This window comes from Streptomyces sp. NPDC014882 (assembly GCF_043081325.1).
GTDB lineage: Bacteria > Actinomycetota > Actinomycetes > Streptomycetales > Streptomycetaceae > Streptomyces.
In genome coordinates this window covers 569,488-584,894 of sequence record NZ_JBIBWL010000002.1, presented here as the reverse complement: position 1 = coordinate 584,894, position 15,407 = coordinate 569,488, and the positions used below count along the sequence as shown (strand labels likewise).

The 15,407-nt window shown below is 74.8% G+C and carries 13 protein-coding genes and 1 tRNA gene; 3 read left to right on the top strand and 11 right to left on the bottom strand.

What is annotated here, in order from left to right; all coding sequences use genetic code 11:
• Nucleotides 1-95 precede the first annotated feature (95 nt).
• From ehuD to ehuB, 3 genes are read right to left on the bottom strand one after another with little or no spacing between them, the layout of a single operon-like run.
• Nucleotides 96-743, bottom strand: coding sequence for an ectoine/hydroxyectoine ABC transporter permease subunit EhuD (ehuD, locus tag ACF09K_RS07125; protein WP_392241486.1), 648 nt, complete (start codon nucleotides 741-743; stop codon nucleotides 96-98).
• Nucleotides 740-1,483 carry an ectoine/hydroxyectoine ABC transporter permease subunit EhuC gene (ehuC, locus tag ACF09K_RS07120; protein WP_392241485.1) on the bottom strand — a complete coding sequence of 248 codons (744 nt, stop codon included), beginning with the start codon at nucleotides 1,481-1,483 and terminating at the stop codon, nucleotides 740-742. Before ehuC ends, ehuD begins: the two co-directional genes overlap by 4 nt.
• Nucleotides 1,483-2,409 carry an ectoine/hydroxyectoine ABC transporter substrate-binding protein EhuB gene (gene ehuB, locus ACF09K_RS07115; protein ID WP_392241484.1) on the bottom strand — a complete coding sequence of 309 codons (927 nt, stop codon included), beginning with the start codon at nucleotides 2,407-2,409 and terminating at the stop codon, nucleotides 1,483-1,485. The genes ehuC and ehuB overlap by 1 nt, the downstream gene beginning before the upstream one ends.
• A 541-nt stretch (nucleotides 2,410-2,950) precedes the next feature.
• On the opposite strand from ehuB, the gene ACF09K_RS07110 reads away from it, so the two are divergent.
• Together ACF09K_RS07110 and ACF09K_RS07105 are read left to right on the top strand one after the other, a co-directional pair.
• A complete protein-coding gene (locus tag ACF09K_RS07110; RefSeq protein WP_392241483.1) occupies nucleotides 2,951-3,682 on the top strand; it encodes a decarboxylase in 732 nt (243 codons plus the stop codon).
• A 342-nt stretch (nucleotides 3,683-4,024) separates the two neighbouring features.
• Nucleotides 4,025-5,155, top strand: coding sequence for an LLM class flavin-dependent oxidoreductase (locus ACF09K_RS07105; RefSeq protein ID WP_392241641.1), 1,131 nt, complete (start codon nucleotides 4,025-4,027; stop codon nucleotides 5,153-5,155).
• On the opposite strand, the gene ACF09K_RS07100 is transcribed toward ACF09K_RS07105, so the two are convergent.
• The gene (locus ACF09K_RS07100) at nucleotides 5,134-6,993 is read right to left on the bottom strand and encodes a putative bifunctional diguanylate cyclase/phosphodiesterase (RefSeq protein ID WP_392241482.1); all 1,860 of its coding nucleotides are present in this window, start codon (nucleotides 6,991-6,993) and stop codon (nucleotides 5,134-5,136) included. The two genes, ACF09K_RS07105 and ACF09K_RS07100, sit on opposite strands and share 22 nt — an antisense overlap.
• Nucleotides 6,994-7,310: 317 nt before the next feature.
• On the opposite strand from ACF09K_RS07100, the gene ACF09K_RS07095 reads away from it, so the two are divergent.
• Nucleotides 7,311-8,567 carry a M6 family metalloprotease domain-containing protein gene (locus ACF09K_RS07095; protein ID WP_392241481.1) on the top strand — a complete coding sequence of 419 codons (1,257 nt, stop codon included), beginning with the start codon at nucleotides 7,311-7,313 and terminating at the stop codon, nucleotides 8,565-8,567.
• A gap of 161 nt (nucleotides 8,568-8,728) precedes the next feature.
• Here the strand turns inward: ACF09K_RS07095 and ACF09K_RS07090 are convergent.
• The 7 genes from ACF09K_RS07090 to ACF09K_RS07060 form a co-directional block, all read right to left on the bottom strand.
• Nucleotides 8,729-8,802: transfer RNA gene (locus tag ACF09K_RS07090), tRNA-Lys, on the bottom strand.
• Nucleotides 8,793-9,404 (bottom strand): bifunctional DNA primase/polymerase, encoded by a 612-nt coding sequence (locus ACF09K_RS07085; protein ID WP_392241480.1) that lies wholly within the window; start codon nucleotides 9,402-9,404, stop codon nucleotides 8,793-8,795. The genes ACF09K_RS07090 and ACF09K_RS07085 overlap by 10 nt, the downstream gene beginning before the upstream one ends.
• A gap of 161 nt (nucleotides 9,405-9,565) precedes the next feature.
• Entirely contained in the window at nucleotides 9,566-9,934 is a 369-nt protein-coding gene (locus tag ACF09K_RS07080; protein ID WP_392241479.1) for a hypothetical protein, read from the bottom strand.
• A 363-nt stretch (nucleotides 9,935-10,297) separates the two neighbouring features.
• On the bottom strand, nucleotides 10,298-11,638 hold the full coding sequence (locus tag ACF09K_RS07075) for an AAA domain-containing protein (RefSeq protein WP_392241478.1): 1,341 nt from the start codon (nucleotides 11,636-11,638) through the stop codon (nucleotides 10,298-10,300).
• Nucleotides 11,635-13,359: a hypothetical protein gene (locus ACF09K_RS07070; protein WP_392241477.1), complete on the bottom strand. Its 1,725-nt coding sequence runs from the start codon at nucleotides 13,357-13,359 to the stop codon at nucleotides 11,635-11,637. The genes ACF09K_RS07075 and ACF09K_RS07070 overlap by 4 nt, the downstream gene beginning before the upstream one ends.
• Nucleotides 13,350-14,471 (bottom strand): hypothetical protein, encoded by a 1,122-nt coding sequence (locus tag ACF09K_RS07065; RefSeq protein ID WP_392241476.1) that lies wholly within the window; start codon nucleotides 14,469-14,471, stop codon nucleotides 13,350-13,352. Before ACF09K_RS07065 ends, ACF09K_RS07070 begins: the two co-directional genes overlap by 10 nt.
• Nucleotides 14,422-15,375 carry a phosphatase PAP2 family protein gene (locus ACF09K_RS07060; protein ID WP_392241475.1) on the bottom strand — a complete coding sequence of 318 codons (954 nt, stop codon included), beginning with the start codon at nucleotides 15,373-15,375 and terminating at the stop codon, nucleotides 14,422-14,424. Before ACF09K_RS07060 ends, ACF09K_RS07065 begins: the two co-directional genes overlap by 50 nt.
• Nucleotides 15,376-15,407: the final 32 nt, after the last annotated feature.

The window sequence follows — 15,407 nt, the reverse complement described above, 5'->3', positions numbered from 1 at the left end:
CGCTCCGTGCGGGGGTGCTCCGCGCGGGACCGCTCTGCGGGGCATCGCTCTGCACGGGATCGCTCTGCACGGGATCGGTCTGTGCGGGGTTGGTCTCAGCGGACAAGGCGTCGCTCCAGGGCTCGGATCAGGAGGGAGGCGGGGTAGGCGATGGCGATGAAGGCCACGCCCACGACGGTGAGCGCCTCGGTGGTGAAGGTCTCGTTGCTGAAGGACTGGGCCTCGCCGAGCATGTCGAAGACGCCGATGGTGGCGATCATCGGCGAGTCCTTGAGCATGGCGACGACGTAGTTGCCCAGCGGCGGGACGACGCGGCGGATCGCCTGCGGGAGGATCACCGCCCGCCAGGTGCGGGCCCTGGACAGGCTCAGCGCCGTGGCCGCCTCCCACTGGCCGGCCGGGACGCCGTCGATGCCCGCGCGGTAGACCTCGGCGGTGTAGGTGGAGTAGTGCAGTCCGAGGCCGACGATGCCGGTGGCCAGCGGCGACATCGACGGGCCGAAGTCGGGCACCACGTAGAACAGGAAGAACAGCTGCACCAGCAGCGGGGTGTTGCGGACGAACTCCGTCACCGCGACGACCGGCCAGCGCACCCACACCCGCGTGGACCGCTGGGCCAGCGCCCACACCAGACCCAGCGCGAACGCGATCAGGGTGCCGGCGGCCAGGGCCTGCAGGGTGACGAGCACGCCGTCCCAGAACCGCGGCATGAAGTCTTCCACGACGTTCCAGTTCCAGTTCATCCCTTGCCTCCCGCGGCCTGCGAACCGGCCTGCGGACCGGCCAGGGGGCTCGCGCCCCGGGCGCCGGGCTTCCCGGCCGGCTTCTCCGGCGGCTGACCGACGCCGGCCTTCGCCCTGCGCTCCAGCAGCCGCATGCCGCGGGTGAGGAGGAAGGCGAGGACGAAGTAGAGGACCAGCAGCAGGGTGTAGACCGGGGCGGTCTCGTTGGTGCCCAGCCGGAGCAGGTTGCCGGCGAACGTCATGTCGGCCACCGTGATGACCGAGACCAGGGCGGTCCCCTTCAGCAGCTCGATCAGCAGGTTGTTGAACGGCGGCACCATCGCGGGCCACGCCTGCGGCAGCTCGATCAGGCGCAGCCGCTGCCACCGGGTGAAGTTGAGGGCGATGCCCGCCTCCTTCTGCGCCGGGGCGACGGCGGCCAGGGAACCGCGCACGATCTCCGAGCCGTAGGCGCCGTAGGTCAGGCCGAGCGCGCTGACACCGGCCCACAGGGGCACCAGCTGCCAGCCGAAGAGGGGCAGGGCGAAGAACATCCAGAACATCAGCACCAGCGCCGACATGCCGCGGAAGACCTCGAAGTAGGTCCCGGCGAGGAAGCGGACGATCCAGTACCGCGAACCGCGGGCCAGGCCGATCCCGAACGAGATGACGGCGCCGAGGGCCGCCGCGTACACCGTGACCTGGACGGTGACCCAGATGCCCGGCAGGAACCAGGCGGTGAGGAACTCCGAACTCATCATCAGCCGCACAGCTCCTTCGCCGTGAGGTCCGTCATGTCGTCCCTGCCGAAACCGAAGGGGGAGACGATCTTCAGCAGCTCCTCGTAGTCGTTCTCCTTGAGCTTCAGCAGTTCCTCGTTGAAGGCGTCCCGGAGGTTCTTCTCGGACAGCCGGAAGGCGAACCCGCCCGCCCCGTAGGCGGGCCTGCCGTCCACCACGGGCTGGAACGGCTCGGTCGCCGAGACGCGCCCGGAACCCGCCACCGCCGACGCGACCGTGATGCGGGTGCCCGCGAAGGCGTCCACCCGGCCCTGGGCCACCGCGTCCAGGCCGGCCACCTGGTCGGGGAGCACGAGGACGTCGCGGATGCCGGCGGCCTTGGCGTAGTCGATCTGGGCGTAGGCCTTGCCGGAGGCCAGCGTGAGCCCCTTCTCCTTGACGTCCGCGTACGTCCTGATGCCGTGCGGATTGCCCTTCCTGACGATGAAGGAGTCCAGCAGCAGGTAGTCCGGGTCGGCGAACAGGACCTGCTCGCACCGGACCGGGTTGATGTACATGCCGGCGGCCACCACGTCGAACTGCCGCGCCTTCAGCCCGGGTATCAGGGCGCCGAAGTCCACCGGGACCGGCTCGACCTCGTCGATGCCGAGCCGCCGGAAGACCACCTCGGCGATCGCGGGCGCCTCGCCGGTGGCCCGTCCGTCGTCCCCGACGTAGCCGAAGGGCGGCTCACTGGCGATGCCGATCTTCACGGACCCCTGCTCGCGCAGGGTGTCCAGAAGACCGCCCCCCAGGACCCTCCCGTCGTCCGGGACGCGGCTGCAGCCGGCCGTCCCGAGACCGCCCGCCGCGCCCAGCGACACCGCTCCGACGAGCAGTGATCGGCGGCTGAGCCCCGAGCGGGGTCTGCCGGGAGTTCCTGATCGATGTACCTGTGGTCGAGCCATGGGCGCGCGGCTACCCAGACCTCATGCGGGTCATGCGGATCACTTTCGGCCCGGCCGCCGCCGAGGGCCCCTCCGGGGCGGGCGGGAAGCGCGCTGTCCGATGCCCCTCGCCCGGCCGGGCCGATGCCCCTTTCCCGGTCGCGCCGACGTCTCTTGCCCGGCCGGGCCGATGCCCCTCCCTCGTGGGCCGAAGCCCGGTCCCCGGTCGGGCCGAGGTCTGGTCCCGGCCGTTACAGGGGCCTCGTTCCCGGTCGTGGCCGGGTGTCCGGCGGGTGCGGACCGACCGCGTCCACACCCGGGCCGCACCCGGGCCGCACCCGGGCCCACCGCCGTCAACACGGCCTCCGGTGCGGTCCGTTGCCCCGCCGTGCCGCCCGGCGGGACCGGTGCTCCCGCGGCGTCTCGGCCAACCAGGTGACGAAGTGGGGGCGGCGCCGCGCCGACGGGGTACCCGAGCCGTGGGGCCGTACCTGGCTCCGCTGGACGAGGGGGCCGCGGAACCGGTCCCCGCACTGCCGGAAGAACACCAGGAAGGCTGGACATGACCTCACTCGGATTCCTCTACCCGGGCCACTCCGCCGAGGACGACTACCCGCGCATCGAGCAGCTCCTGGGCAGTGACATCCGGCTGGACCTGGCCCACACGGACATCGGTGAGGACGCGCACCGCGTCGACGCCCTGCGGGCGCTGGGCGAGCCCGGACGTCTGGCGGCCGGCGTCGAGCAACTGCGGCTGTCCGGCGCGGAGGCGGTCGTGTGGGCCTGCACCAGCGGCGGCTTCGTGCACGGCTGGGAGGGCGCCCACGAGCAGGTGCGCGCACTGGCCCGCGCCGCCGGGATGCCCGCCTCCTCCACGTCCTTCGGCTTCGTCCACGCGGCGCGGGAGATCGGGGCCGCGCGGGTCGCGGTCGGGTCGGTCTACCCCGACGACGTCGCCGGGCTCTTCGCCGGATTCCTGCGGGCGGGCGGCGTCGAGGTGACGGCACTGCGCGGCTCCGGTCCCGCCACCGCCGCCGAGGTCGGCACCTGGGGGGAGGCGGAGGTGCTCGCCCTGGCCCGCGAGGCCGACACCCCCGACGCGGACGCGGTCCTCCTCCCCGGCACCGCCCTGCACACGGCCGCCCACCTCCCCGCCCTGGAGAAGGACCTCGGCAAGCCGGTCCTCACCGCCAACCAGGTCACCGTCTGGGAGGCCCTCCGCCTGACCGACCGCCGGGTCAACGCGCCCGGCCTGGGAGCACTGTTCACCCGGGAGCCGATCGTGCAGGCATGAGCCCGGAACGACGCCGCCCGCGGCCCAGGGACCCATAGCCGGTGTGGCCGTGGCCCACGGCCCACGGACACACCGGCCGTGGGCCGGGCGTGGTGCTCCGCCTCGTCGGACGCCGCCGGGAAACGGAAACCCCGGGACCACCGGCCATGCCCTGAGGGCCTTGCCCACCGGGCACGAGCCCCCCGCCCCCGCCCCCTCGCCACCCGCCGGGAATAAGCGGGGACAGCCTCCTGTTAGCGTCCGACGGACAGCGCACGCCGAGATGCAGGAGGAACCCCCGTGGCGGCAGACGAGACGGCGGCAGGCGAGAACAGGGCCGATGGAGCGGCGGCCGGCGAGTCGGTGGCCCGTGGCACGGCCGCCGGTGACGCGGCCGCCCGTGACGCGGCGGCCGACGGGATCCGGGGGGCGGCGCACGGCAGCGCCCCCGCCCCCCTCTCCGTGCTGGACCTGGTCACCGTCGGTTCCGGGCACACCGCCACCGACGCCCTGCGCACCAGCGTCGACCTCGCCCGGCTCGCCGAGGCCCGGGGCTTCCACCGGTACTGGGTCGCCGAGCACCACTCGATGCCGGGCGTCGCCTCCTCCTCGCCCGCGGTGATCCTCGCCCACCTCGCCGCCCACACCGGCCGCATCCGGCTCGGCTCGGGCGGCGTCATGCTGCCCAACCACGCCCCGCTGGTGATCGCCGAGCAGTTCGGCACCCTGGAGGCCCTCGCCCCCGGACGCGTCGACCTCGGTCTCGGCCGCGCCCCCGGCACCGACGGCGCCACCGCCGCCGCCCTGCGCCGCACCGACCGGCTGCACGAGGGCGCCGACGACTTCCCCGAGCAGCTCGCCGAGCTGACCCGGTTCCTCGACGACGACTTCCCCGACGGGCACCCCTACCGCCGTATCCACGCCGTCCCCGGCCCCGTCCAGGCCACCTCGCCCGGCGGCGTCCAGTCCCGGCACCGCCCGCCGGTGTGGCTGCTCGGCTCCTCCGGGTTCAGCGCCCGGCTGGCCGGCCTGCTGGGGCTGCCGTTCGCCTTCGCGCACCACTTCTCCGCGCAGAACACGGTCCCGGCCCTCGACCTCTACCGGGAGTCCTTCCGGCCGTCCGCGGTCCTCGCCGAGCCGTACGCCCTCATCGGCGTCTCGGTGCTGGCCGCCGACGACGAGCGCGAGGCGCGCCGCCAGGTCCTGGCCACCGGCCTGAACATGGTCCGGCTGCGCGGCGGCCGGCCCGGCCTGTTCCCCTCCCCGCAGGAGGCGGAGGCCCATGAGTTCACCCCGCTGGAGCGGGAGTTCGTCGACTCCTGGACGGCGAACATCATCCACGGCACGGCCGACGAGGTCCGCTCCGGCCTCGACGGCCTGCACAAGCGCACCGGCGCCGACGAGCTGATGCTCACCAGCCACGCCCACCGGGGCGACCTGCGCCTGCGCTCCTACGAACTCGTCGCGGACGCCTACGGGTTGCCGACCGCGTAGGACGCGCCGGCCATCAGCTCGGAGATGCGGTCCGGCGGCACCGGGCGGGAGTAGAGCCACCCCTGTCCGGTGTCGCAGCCGATCCGCCGCAGCCGGCCGGCCTGCGCGGACGTCTCCACGCACTCCGCGGTCACGGTCAGTCCGAGCCGGTGCGCGAGGGCGATCATCGCCTCGACGACGACCTCGTCCGCCGGATTCGGCGGCGCGCCCGTGCCCTCGTACTGGAAGCCGCGCACGAACGACCCGTCCAGCTTGAGCACCGACACCGGGAGCCGGCTCAGGTACGCCAGGTTGGAGTAGCCGGTCCCGAAATCGTCGATGGCGATGTTCACGCCCATGTCGCTGAGCGCCTGGAGGGCCTGCAGCGGACGTCCGGCCGAACCCATCACCGCGGACTCCGTCAGCTCCAACTGGAGCAGCGAGGGGGCCAGTCCGGTCTCGGCGAGGATCTCCGCCACGTCCGCCACCAGGTCGGAGTCCCACACCTGACGGACCGCCACGTTGACGCTCACGAACAGCGGCGGATCGTCCGGACGGGCCAGCTGCCAGGCCCGCGCCTGCCGGCAGGCGGTGGCCAGCACCCAGCGCCCCAGCGGCACGATGGAGCCGTCCTCCTCGGCGAGCGCGACGAACCGGTTCGGCGGCAGCAGGCCGAACCGGGGGTGGTCCCAGCGCACCAGCGCCTCCACCCCGCGCAGCCGCCCGTCCGACATCCCCACCAGCGGCTGGTAGTCGAGCCGGAACTCGCCCCGCTCGATGGCCGGACGCAGGGTGGAGGCCAGTGTCTGACGGGTCATCAGGTGCGCGTTGCGCTCCGGGTCGAACAGCGTCCAGCGGTCCTTGCCGTCCACCTTCGCCCAGTACAGGGTCGTATCGGCGGCCTGCATCAGCCCGGTGGCCGTGGTGCCGGCCGCGTGCCGCTCGACGACACCGATCGACGCGGAGACGTTCAGCCGCTGCCCCGAGAGGTCGAACGGCGCCTGGAGCGCCTTCAGCGCGGACTCGGCGAGGTCCGCGAGCTGTTCGGTGCCCGTGGAGTCCTCCACCAGCAGGGCGAACTCGTCCCCGCCGAGCCGCGCCACCAGCGGCACGCCCGGCCGGGTCCGCCCCGCCTCCTCCGCGCACGCCGTCAGCCGCTCCGCGACGGCGGCCAGCAACTGGTCGCCGACCCGGTGGCCGAGCGTGTCGTTGACCGCCCTGAACCCGTCCAGGTCGAGGTAGCACAGCCCGATCCGGCCGGTTCCGCCCTGCTCGAACGACTCCGTCTCCAGCGCTCCCGTCACCCGCTCGAAGAACAGGGTGCGGTTGGGCAGCAGGGTCACCGGATCGTGCATCTCGAGGTGGCGCAGCCGGTCCTGCAACTCCCGGTGACCGCTGACGTCGGTGACCGACAGCAGGACGCCGCCCGTGCCGCCGTCCAGCGGCGCCACCGCGACCTGGACCCACAGGGGGCGCCCGTCGGGCCGTTTCAGCCGCCGCGTGCAGCGCAGTTCCGCCCGGCGGCCGCGCAGCACCTCCCGGTAGGCGTGCCAGGTGCGCGTGTCGGAGGCCAGGTCCAGCAGGTCGGCGGCGGACCGCCCGACCAGCCCCGCGGACCCGCCGCCCGGCAGCCCGCAGAGCAGCCCGCCGAGCGCCTCGTTGGCGTCGGTGACCAGGCCGCGGCGGTCCACGACCGCCATGGCGAGGGGCGCGGCCGCGAAGACGGAGCGGTAGGCCGGTGGCCCGCCGTCGGCGTCCCCGGCGGCGCCCCTACGAGTAGATGCCGTGATGTCACTCACCGTGACGGCCGACCGGTCGAGGTCTGCCGCGGGCGTCGGCCCTTCGGACGTTCCGCTCACCGCTCGCTCCCGCAGTGCACTCGATCTCTGTCCGTGCAGGAAAAGTCTGCCGATCATAGAGGCTGCCCCCTGGCGTCCGCAGCCACTGCCCAGTGTCCCGGAACGACCGACGTTTCCGACAGATCGTTTCTGCCCCCGGAGGGACCGGTTCTGCGGGCAGGCGACCGCTTGTGACGTTCCGTGAGTACTCCGGGGGTGTCGGCATGATGCCCCCGTTTCCGCGTCCTCACTCGTCTGGGGCAGGCAAACGCGGCGTAGCGTGACGAATTACCCCAGGCTGGGTGGCGGTGTCCCGTGAACCGCTCCCGGAGGTCCCTGTGCCGCGACAGCTCCCGCGCCCCCGACTGCGCAGCACCGCGGCCCTGTTCACCACCCTCTCGGCCCTCGCCGCGACCTGCCTCGTCAGCGCCCCCGCGGCGGAGCCCTTCTCGGCCACCCCCTGCGCGCTGAAGCGCACGGACGCCCACCACTCCGAGGGCCTGGACACCTGGAACGCCGCCTATCCGCGGCCCGCCCGCGCCCTCGACGCGGTGATGGTCTTCCTGTCGTTCCCGGACCGGGTGCCGACGGTCCCCCCGGCCGAACTCGCCGCCGACCACTTCCCGGCCACCACCCGCTACTTCGAGCAGGCCTCCTACGGCAGGTTCACCCTGCGCGCGCATCCCCTGAAGCGCTGGATCCGGATGCCGAAGCCGTCCACTGCGTACGCCATGCGGCGCGACTGGAGCCCCGCGCACCGCGGCGCCTACCTGCGCGACGCCCTCGCCGCCGCCGACGCACTGGTCGACTTCTCCCGCTACGGCGTCGTCTACCTCGTCGCCGACCCGGACGCCCCCGGCGTGGACTCCGACGCCACCAAGGTCGTCAACATGGACACCCCGCTGCGCGCCGACGGCACGGACATCCGGCGGATCGTCACCGTCTTCGAGCAGCATCCGCCGGACCGGCTCGTCCTCGCCCACGAGACCGGACACGTGTTCGATCTGCCCGACCTCTACCGCCGCCCCGCGGACGGCACGGGCGACTGGGACACGCACGTCGGCGACTGGGACCTGATGGGCAGTCAGTTCGGTCTCGCTCCGGACCTGTTCGCCTGGCACAAGTGGAAGCTGGGCTGGCTGGAGCCGCGCCAGGTGGTGTGCGTGCCCCGCGGGACGCCGGCCCGCCTGACCCTGGAGCCGCTGGGCGCCGGGCCGGACGTGCCGGTGAGCCGGGCCGCCGGCTCGCCGGCCTTCGGGCTCGGCAACGGCACCAAGCTCGCGGTCGTCCGCACCGGCGCCGACAGCGCGCTCGCCTTCGAGGCCCGCGGCCGCATCGGCAACGACCGCGCGTCCTGCCGCTCGGGCGTGCTCGTCTACCGCGTCCGGAGCGGCGCGGCATCCGGCCGCGGCCCGGTCGAGGTGGTCGACGCCCACCCCGCCACCGACGCCTGCTGGGGCGACTCGGTCTACCCGCCCCTCGCCGACGCCCCGGTCGACGCCGGCGAGAGCTTCACCGTGCCGGGGGAGGGCGTACGGGTGGAGGTGGAGGAGCGCACCGCGGCGGGCTCCTGGACGGTCCGGATCACGGCGTAGGGCCGGCCGCCCGATCCGCCGGACGGATCCCGGTGGGCGGGTGCCGGCGGCCGGGGCCCGTCCGCAGGGTCCCGTCGGACGGGCCCCGGCGGCCGGCACGTGAAGGGCGGCGGACGGGCAAGCGAAAGGCCCCCCGCTTCCGCGAGGGGCCTTGCTGTCGGTGCGCCGCCAGGGACTCGAACCCCGGACCCGCTGATTAAGAGTCAGCTGCTCTAACCAACTGAGCTAGCGGCGCCTGCTGACGTCGTAGACCTTAGCATCCGGATCCGAGGCGTGAGAAATCGATATCCGCACCGCGGCCCGGGCGGCCCGGACGGCCGCCCAGAGCAGGATCTCCGGGCCCGGCAGCCAGGGGTGGCGGGCGTCCGGGGCGGTCACCCAGCGGGTGCCGGCGCCGCTCGCCTCCGGGGTGAGCGGCGCCGGCACGGTGACCGCGTCCCCCTTGCCGTGGCACAGCAGCGGCGGCACCGTCCCCGCACGTCCGTCCCGGCGGCCGTCGGCGCTCCACTCCTCCCACTCGAGGAGCGAGGGGAGCCGCCGGGCGGTGCCGGGTGCGGCGAACAGCAGCATCCGCCCGCGGAACGCGGCCACCGGCCCGGAGCCCGGCCCCTCGTCCCACAGCCGGTCCAGCATCAGCCGCCCGAACACCGCGGGGGCGCTGACGACGTCGAAGACGGGCCCGCAGGGCAGCACGACCGGGGCGTGCGGGCGCTCCTCCCACAGGGCCAGGGTGCTGCGGGGGAACGGGGCGGCGGACGCCAGCCAGGCGACGCCGTCCGCGGTGGCCCCGCAGGCGTCGCGGCGGCCGGTGTCCGGGGCGTTCCGTGCGCTGCTCATGCCGACAAGGTCTACCCGCCGTGAGCGAACGGTCTCGCAGGGTTCCGGGAAACCGGGACGGGAGGAGAGGGGAGGGGGTATCTTGCCCGCCCGGCATATGCCCGGTCCCGGCGGGGGCGACCGGCGCGGATCCCACGGCCGCACGGGCGTCACCACGCCCGTCACACGGGGTCGGCGTGCCCGTGCCCCTCGACGTCCCCGCTCAGCAGGTCCCGTCCGAACTCGACCATCTTCTTCGCGTAGTCCTCGGTCCACTCGGCCCGGTCGGCGATGTCCGCCGCCGTCAGCCGGTCGAAGCGGCGCGGATCGGCGAGCTGGGCCGCGGCCACGGCCTGGAACTCCATCGCCCGGTCGGCCGCCGCGCGGAAGGCCTGCGTCAGCTCCGTGGCCCGCGTCAGCAGCGCGCCGGGATCGTCTATCGACTCCAGATCGAAGAAGTGCTCCGGATCGCCGGCCGCCTCGGCGGGCTCGAAGAGCAGGGGCGCGGGGCGTAGCCGCGGTTCGTTCCGACCCGGCGTGGGCTCCGCCATGTCTTCTCCTTCTCGTGCGGTCGGGGTGGCGCCGCCGGTGAGCGGACCACCCTCCATTGTCCCCCGGCGGCGCAAGGGGACCGGGGCCCCGGCCTTGCCGAGCCGTCCGCCCCCGGCGATGCTCCCCAGCCACCGGCACTTCCAAGCCACCTGGCGCCCGGCCGTATTCCCCGGCCGCCTCCGGCGGTATGGCGGGCCGGGGACGGGGTGCGGGTGGGGGTGTGGTCAGGGTGTCCAGGGGATCCGGTGGTCGGCGAGGTGGGCGAGGACCGCGTGGTTCGCCTCCCAGCCGTCCGGGCTGTGCTCGTCGGCCGCCTCCGGCGGCGTGCCGGACTCCGTCCGGGAGGGGTGGGGCGGGGTCGGTCAGGGTGTCCAGGGGATCCGGTGGTCGGCGAGGTGGGCGAGGACCGCGTGGTTCGCCTCCCAGCCGTCCGGGAACTTCACGGTGGTTCCCAGCTGGACCGGTTCCGTCGAGGGGTAGGCGTCCAGGAGGTCGGTGACTCCCGCCCGGCAGACGACGACGCAGGCGTGGCGGTGACGGGAGGCCAGGACGCACAGGCGGCCCGTCTCCAGGTGGAAGGCGGTGGCGTCGGGGCGGCCGGACAGGGGGTGCAGGACGACCGTGACGTCGTACTCGCGGCCCTGGAGCCGGTTCGCCGTGTCGACGGTGACGTCCGTGACGCCCAGCTCGGCCAGCGCCGCGCGGACCGCCGCCGCCTGGTCGCGGTGGGCGGTGCCGACGGCGATCCGGTCGGCGGTGAGGGGGGTGGGGGCGGGGGAGCGCTCGGAGACGGCCGCGCCGCCCCGGTCCAGGAGGCGCCGGACGACCGCGGCGACCGCCCGCACCGCCTCCGGGTCGGTGCGGGGCGTGTGCCGGGCGGGCAGCTCCAGCAGGCCCCAGCCGGACTCCGCCGCCTCGTCGATCACCCGGTCGGGCCCCGAGCCGTCGGAGGGGACGCCGAAGGACAGCTTCCGGTCGCCGTGGCCGGTGCCGCTGCGGAACGGCGTGAACGGGTAGAAGGCGTCCGAGACCAGCGGCGCCGCCGACGCCGGCAGCCGCCAGGACACCGGCAGCCGGTGCTGCGGCAGGCCGGGGTTGTGCGCCAGCAGCGTCGACACCGCCGAGGCCGACGGATCGTACGACAGACCGGCCCACTGCTCGCTGCCCACGATCGCGAACGGGTCCAGCTGCCCCGGGTCGCCCACGAACAGCGCCCGCTCGAACAGTCCGGCCACGGCCAGCAGCCCGTCCGAGCGCATCTGGTAGGCCTCGTCCACGATCGCGTGCGGCCACGGCTCGTCGGCCTTCACGTGCGCCCACTTGGCGGCCGTGGAGATGACGACCGGAAGCCCGGCCAGGTCACCGGCCTTCGCCGACTTCCGTACGTTCGGCAGGCCGTCCAGCGCCTTGTCGTAGGCGTCGGCGTCGCTGCTGTGCAGGCGGCCCACCGGCAGTTCGGAGTTCTTCTCGGCGAGCCGCAGCACCAGGTCGTCGACCTGCGCGTTGGTCTGCGCGACGACCATCAGCGGCCGCCCCGCGTCCGCCAGTTCCAGCGCCGCGCGGACGACGAGCGTGGACTTGCCGGCACCGGGCGGGGAGTCCACGACGACCCCGCGCGCGGTGCCGTGCAGCGTGTCGCGCAGGATCGCGTCGGTGGCGCGGGTGGCGGCGGTACCGGGGTCGTGGACGGCCTCGGTGGTCACAGGACGTCCTCCTCGGTGACGGGGTCGGCGGCTTCGGGCACCGGTTCCCCGGGCGGCCCGCCGTGCGTCCACGGCGTGTCCTCCGGGTCGGGCAGCTTGGCGCCGCCGCGCTGCTCGTGCTCGAACAGGGTGAAGCACACCCGGTCGCCCTTCTCGGGCACGGACCCCTCCTCCGGCTCCTTGCCGCGGCCCATCTTGTCGACGATCCGCAGCACCAGCAGCCCTTCGTCCTCCGCCCCGGCCGCCCCGTCCGCACCGCCCGCCCCGGCCGGGGCGCCCGCGCCAGCCGCACTGCCCGCGTCGGCGGTGCCGTTCGCGCGGTCCGCGCTGCCGGGGCCGGTCGCGCCCGCCGCGCCGTCCGCGGCGGCCCGCCGTACGAACTCCGCCGCCTGCGGCTTCCCGCCCAGCGACCGGTACACCTTGACCCGCTCCCCGAGGTGCGGCCGGTCGTCGGTGCGGACGGTGACCAGCGGGCGCGGGGTGGGCCGCCTGCCCTCTCCGTACGCCATCACCACGTCGACGACCTCGCCCGCGAACGCCTCCCCGGCCAGTCGCCGGCCCGCCATCACCAGCGGGTCGTCGAGGGCCTCCTGCGCCTCCAGCCGGGCCTGTTCCCGCTCGCGCACGGCCAGCTTGTTGGCGGCGGTGACCGCGTCGTCGCGGCGCGGCTGCGGCGGCTCGCCCGCCACGACCCGGTCGCGGTGGCCGGTGAACGACCAGCGGTCGCGGGTCCACCGCTCCTCGACGTGCGCCCCCTCGGGCAGCTCCCGCAGCAGGTCGATGCCCTGCCACACCTTCTCCCAGGTGGGCAGGGTCCGGCTCAGCACGAGGTCCCGGACCGCCCGCTCGGCGGCGGTCAGCTCGCCCAGGCGGTCGTCGGCCTGGAGGCCGTCCTCGGCGGCGGCCAGGGCGGTCCGCGCGCGGTCGTAGCGCTCGATGGCGGGGGCGAGCAGCTTGTTGTCGAACGCCGGGTCGGTCGCCGGACCGGCCGGCGGGCACAGCAGCTGGCCCTCGCCGTCACGGGCCAGCTCGGCCCGCAGCGCGGCCTCGGCGCCGCTCTCGCCCCCGGGAGGGGCGATCCAGGCGAGCAGCGCCCCCAGGTGCTGGTCCTCCAGGCCGGACTGCCCGGTCGCCCAGTGCCGCGCCAGCACCTCCGTGAGCGCCAGCAGCAGCGAGGAGCCGGGCACCCGGGACCGCTCCCCGAAGTGCGTCAGCCACCGCCCGAGCAGCGGCACGCGCGGCGGTGCCGGATACGGCGTCTCCGGGTCCTGCTCCGCCGTGCGCCGGAAGCGGGTGGAGCGGCCCAGGAGGCGGACGTACTCGACGCCCGCGCGGCTCGGGACGATCAGCTGGGGCGCGTCGGAGCACAGCTCGACCTCGACCTTGACGCGCTTGCCGGTCCCGGGATCGGTCTCGCTGCGCTCGGCGGCCTCGACGGCGTCGGCGTGGGAGTCGATGTACGGCAGGACGATGTCGGCCAGCTCGGCGAGGAACGCGAACCGCAGGTCGCGGTCGCGCGGCTGCGGTACGACCAGCAGCCGGGGCGCGTCCCGGTCGGTGCCGACGAGGGCGCCGAGCGGAGCGCCCGCCTCACCGGCGGTGGTCAGCGGCACGAACACCAGGGGCCGCCCGGACAGGTGCCGGTGGCGGACGGTGGCGGCGGGGCGGGCGCGGCCGGTGGCGACGGCCTCCAGGCGGGCCAGGGTGCTGATCAGCGACACGTCGCCCCCAGGGCCTCGTCGCGCAGCAGGGCGGCCCGGCGCAGGGCCGCCACGGCCGGGTCGTCGGGATCGCCGGCCTCCCCGCGCGCGGCGGCCAGCACGTCCTCGACCGTCGTCAGGCCGCCCAGCTCGGCGCGGACGGGGCGGCCGAGGGCGGTGACCGCGCCGGCCGCGCGGGAACGGCCCCGGCAGTGGAAGGCCAGCTCGCAGGCGGCCAGGCACTCGGGCGCGTACGCCGCCGGGACGGCCTCGACGGCCGCCGTGAGCCGCTCGGGAGGCAGCTCCGGCGAGAAGCAGGTGCCCTCGGGGAGCGTGTCGGCGATCTCCTCGATGCGGGTCAGCCGGGCCAGCTGGCGGTGGGTGACCGCGCGCTGCTTGCGGATGTCCACGGCGGACGCGGCGGGCAGGTTGGAGAAGTCCTTGGGGCAGACCAGCAGGATGCGGTGGCGCACCCGCGGCGCGGGATCGAGGCGGGCGGCGACCGCCTCCAGCGCCAGCACGTACACCGCGGCCTGCCGGGCGGCCGCGCCGACCTTCGCGGGGTCCGCGGAGCCGTCCAGCAGGGGGAACGACTTGATCTCCACGACCGTCCAGCTGCCGTCGGGGTGCACCACGACCGCGTCCGGCTCCAGGAACGCCGGGGAGCCCGCCACGTCGAGCGCGAGCATCGGGTGGTCGAGGAGGGTCCAGGTGCCGGACGCCGCGACGGCCTCGCGCAGCGCCAGCGCCGTCCGCGCCGTACGCCCCTCGGGGCCGGTCGCCGACAGGTCGGGGACGCCCGCCCCGGTGGGCGGCTCCGCGCGCGGGTCCAGCCTCTCGTGCACCAGGCGCAACAGGTCGGCGCCGCCGTCGGCCTTCACCTTCGCCTCGAAGGCGTTGCCACGGGTGAGGGCGAACTGGGACTGGCCGAACGCCGAGGGCGAGCCGAGCGCGCCGGCCAGCGCGGCCTTGTCCACCCCGGCGCCGTCGAGGATCGCACGGCGGCTGCACCCCGGGTTGGCGGCGAGCGCCGCCAGGGCGCGGGCGTCCAGCGCCTTGGCGGGTACGTCGGGTCCGCGCAGGTCAGCGAGCCGCTGCCGGAGCGCCGTCCCCCGCCTCCGAGGGGGTGGCACCCGGCTCGGCTCCGGGCCCGAACCGTGACTCGCGCTGCCGTGGAATTCGCTCACCCGGGGAAGTCTGGCATCCGCCACTGACAATCGGGGCCTCCGTGCCCCGAGTTGCCACCGGGACGGACGGGAACCGGGCCGCCGCCCAGCCCGCGACCCGCTCCGCCCGGCGCGTCACCAGCGGCGCCAGCAGCAGTCCCGCGCCCATCACGGCCGCGCCCGCGACCGCGTCGAGGAAGTAGTGGTTCGCGGTGCCCATCACCACGATCGTCGTCACCAGCGGGTAGACCACGCCCGCGGTCTTCGCCGCGCGGGTGCCGCCGTGCCGCCACAGCATCACCCCGCACCACAGCGCCCAGCCGACGTGCAGGCTCGGCATGGCCGCGTACTGGTTGGTCATGCCGCCCAGGCCGCGCGGGGCGCTCGCCTCGCCGCCCCACCAGCCGTACGAGCTGTACTGGGCCATCGTGTCCACGAAGCCGTGGTCCGCGGAGAGCAGGCGCGGCGGGCAGGTGGGCAGCAGGGTGAAGCCGATCAGGCCGATGAACGTCGACGTCATCAGCCAGGTGCGGGCCGCCCGGTAGTGCAGGGTGCGGGAGCGGAACAGCCACACCAGGACCACCGGGGTGACCACGTAGTGCAGCGACGCGTACCAGAAGTCGGCCGGCACCCCGATCCACGCCTCGGTCCGGAACAGCCGGTTCAGCGGGTGCTCGGCGTTGATGCGCAGGACCTTCTCGATCCGCAGGATCGCCAGCCCGTGGTCGACCGCGCTGCCGACGTCGCCGCGCGCGAGCAGCCGGCCCGCGGAGTAGCAGGCGTACACCAGCACGATCAGGGGCAGTTCCGTCCACCACCGCAGCCTGGCCGGCGGGGCCGCCTCGATGCCTGGTGTCTCGGTCTGCGGCATCCGATCGCCTCCCCCTTCGTGTCGCTGCGGTG

Excerpts from the sequence above, each read along its gene's own strand:
- ACF09K_RS07110 (WP_392241483.1), top strand. The coding sequence starts at position 2,951 with ATGACCTCACTCGGATTCCTCTACCCGGGCCACTCCGCCGAGGACGAC.
- ehuC (WP_392241485.1), bottom strand. The coding sequence starts at position 1,483 with ATGATGAGTTCGGAGTTCCTCACCGCCTGGTTCCTGCCGGGCATCTGG.
- ehuB (WP_392241484.1), bottom strand. The coding sequence starts at position 2,409 with ATGGCTCGACCACAGGTACATCGATCAGGAACTCCCGGCAGACCCCGC.
- ACF09K_RS07060 (WP_392241475.1), bottom strand. The coding sequence starts at position 15,375 with ATGCCGCAGACCGAGACACCAGGCATCGAGGCGGCCCCGCCGGCCAGG.
- ACF09K_RS07080 (WP_392241479.1), bottom strand. The coding sequence starts at position 9,934 with ATGGCGGAGCCCACGCCGGGTCGGAACGAACCGCGGCTACGCCCCGCG.
- ACF09K_RS07085 (WP_392241480.1), bottom strand. The coding sequence starts at position 9,404 with ATGAGCAGCGCACGGAACGCCCCGGACACCGGCCGCCGCGACGCCTGC.
- ehuD (WP_392241486.1), bottom strand. The coding sequence starts at position 743 with ATGAACTGGAACTGGAACGTCGTGGAAGACTTCATGCCGCGGTTCTGG.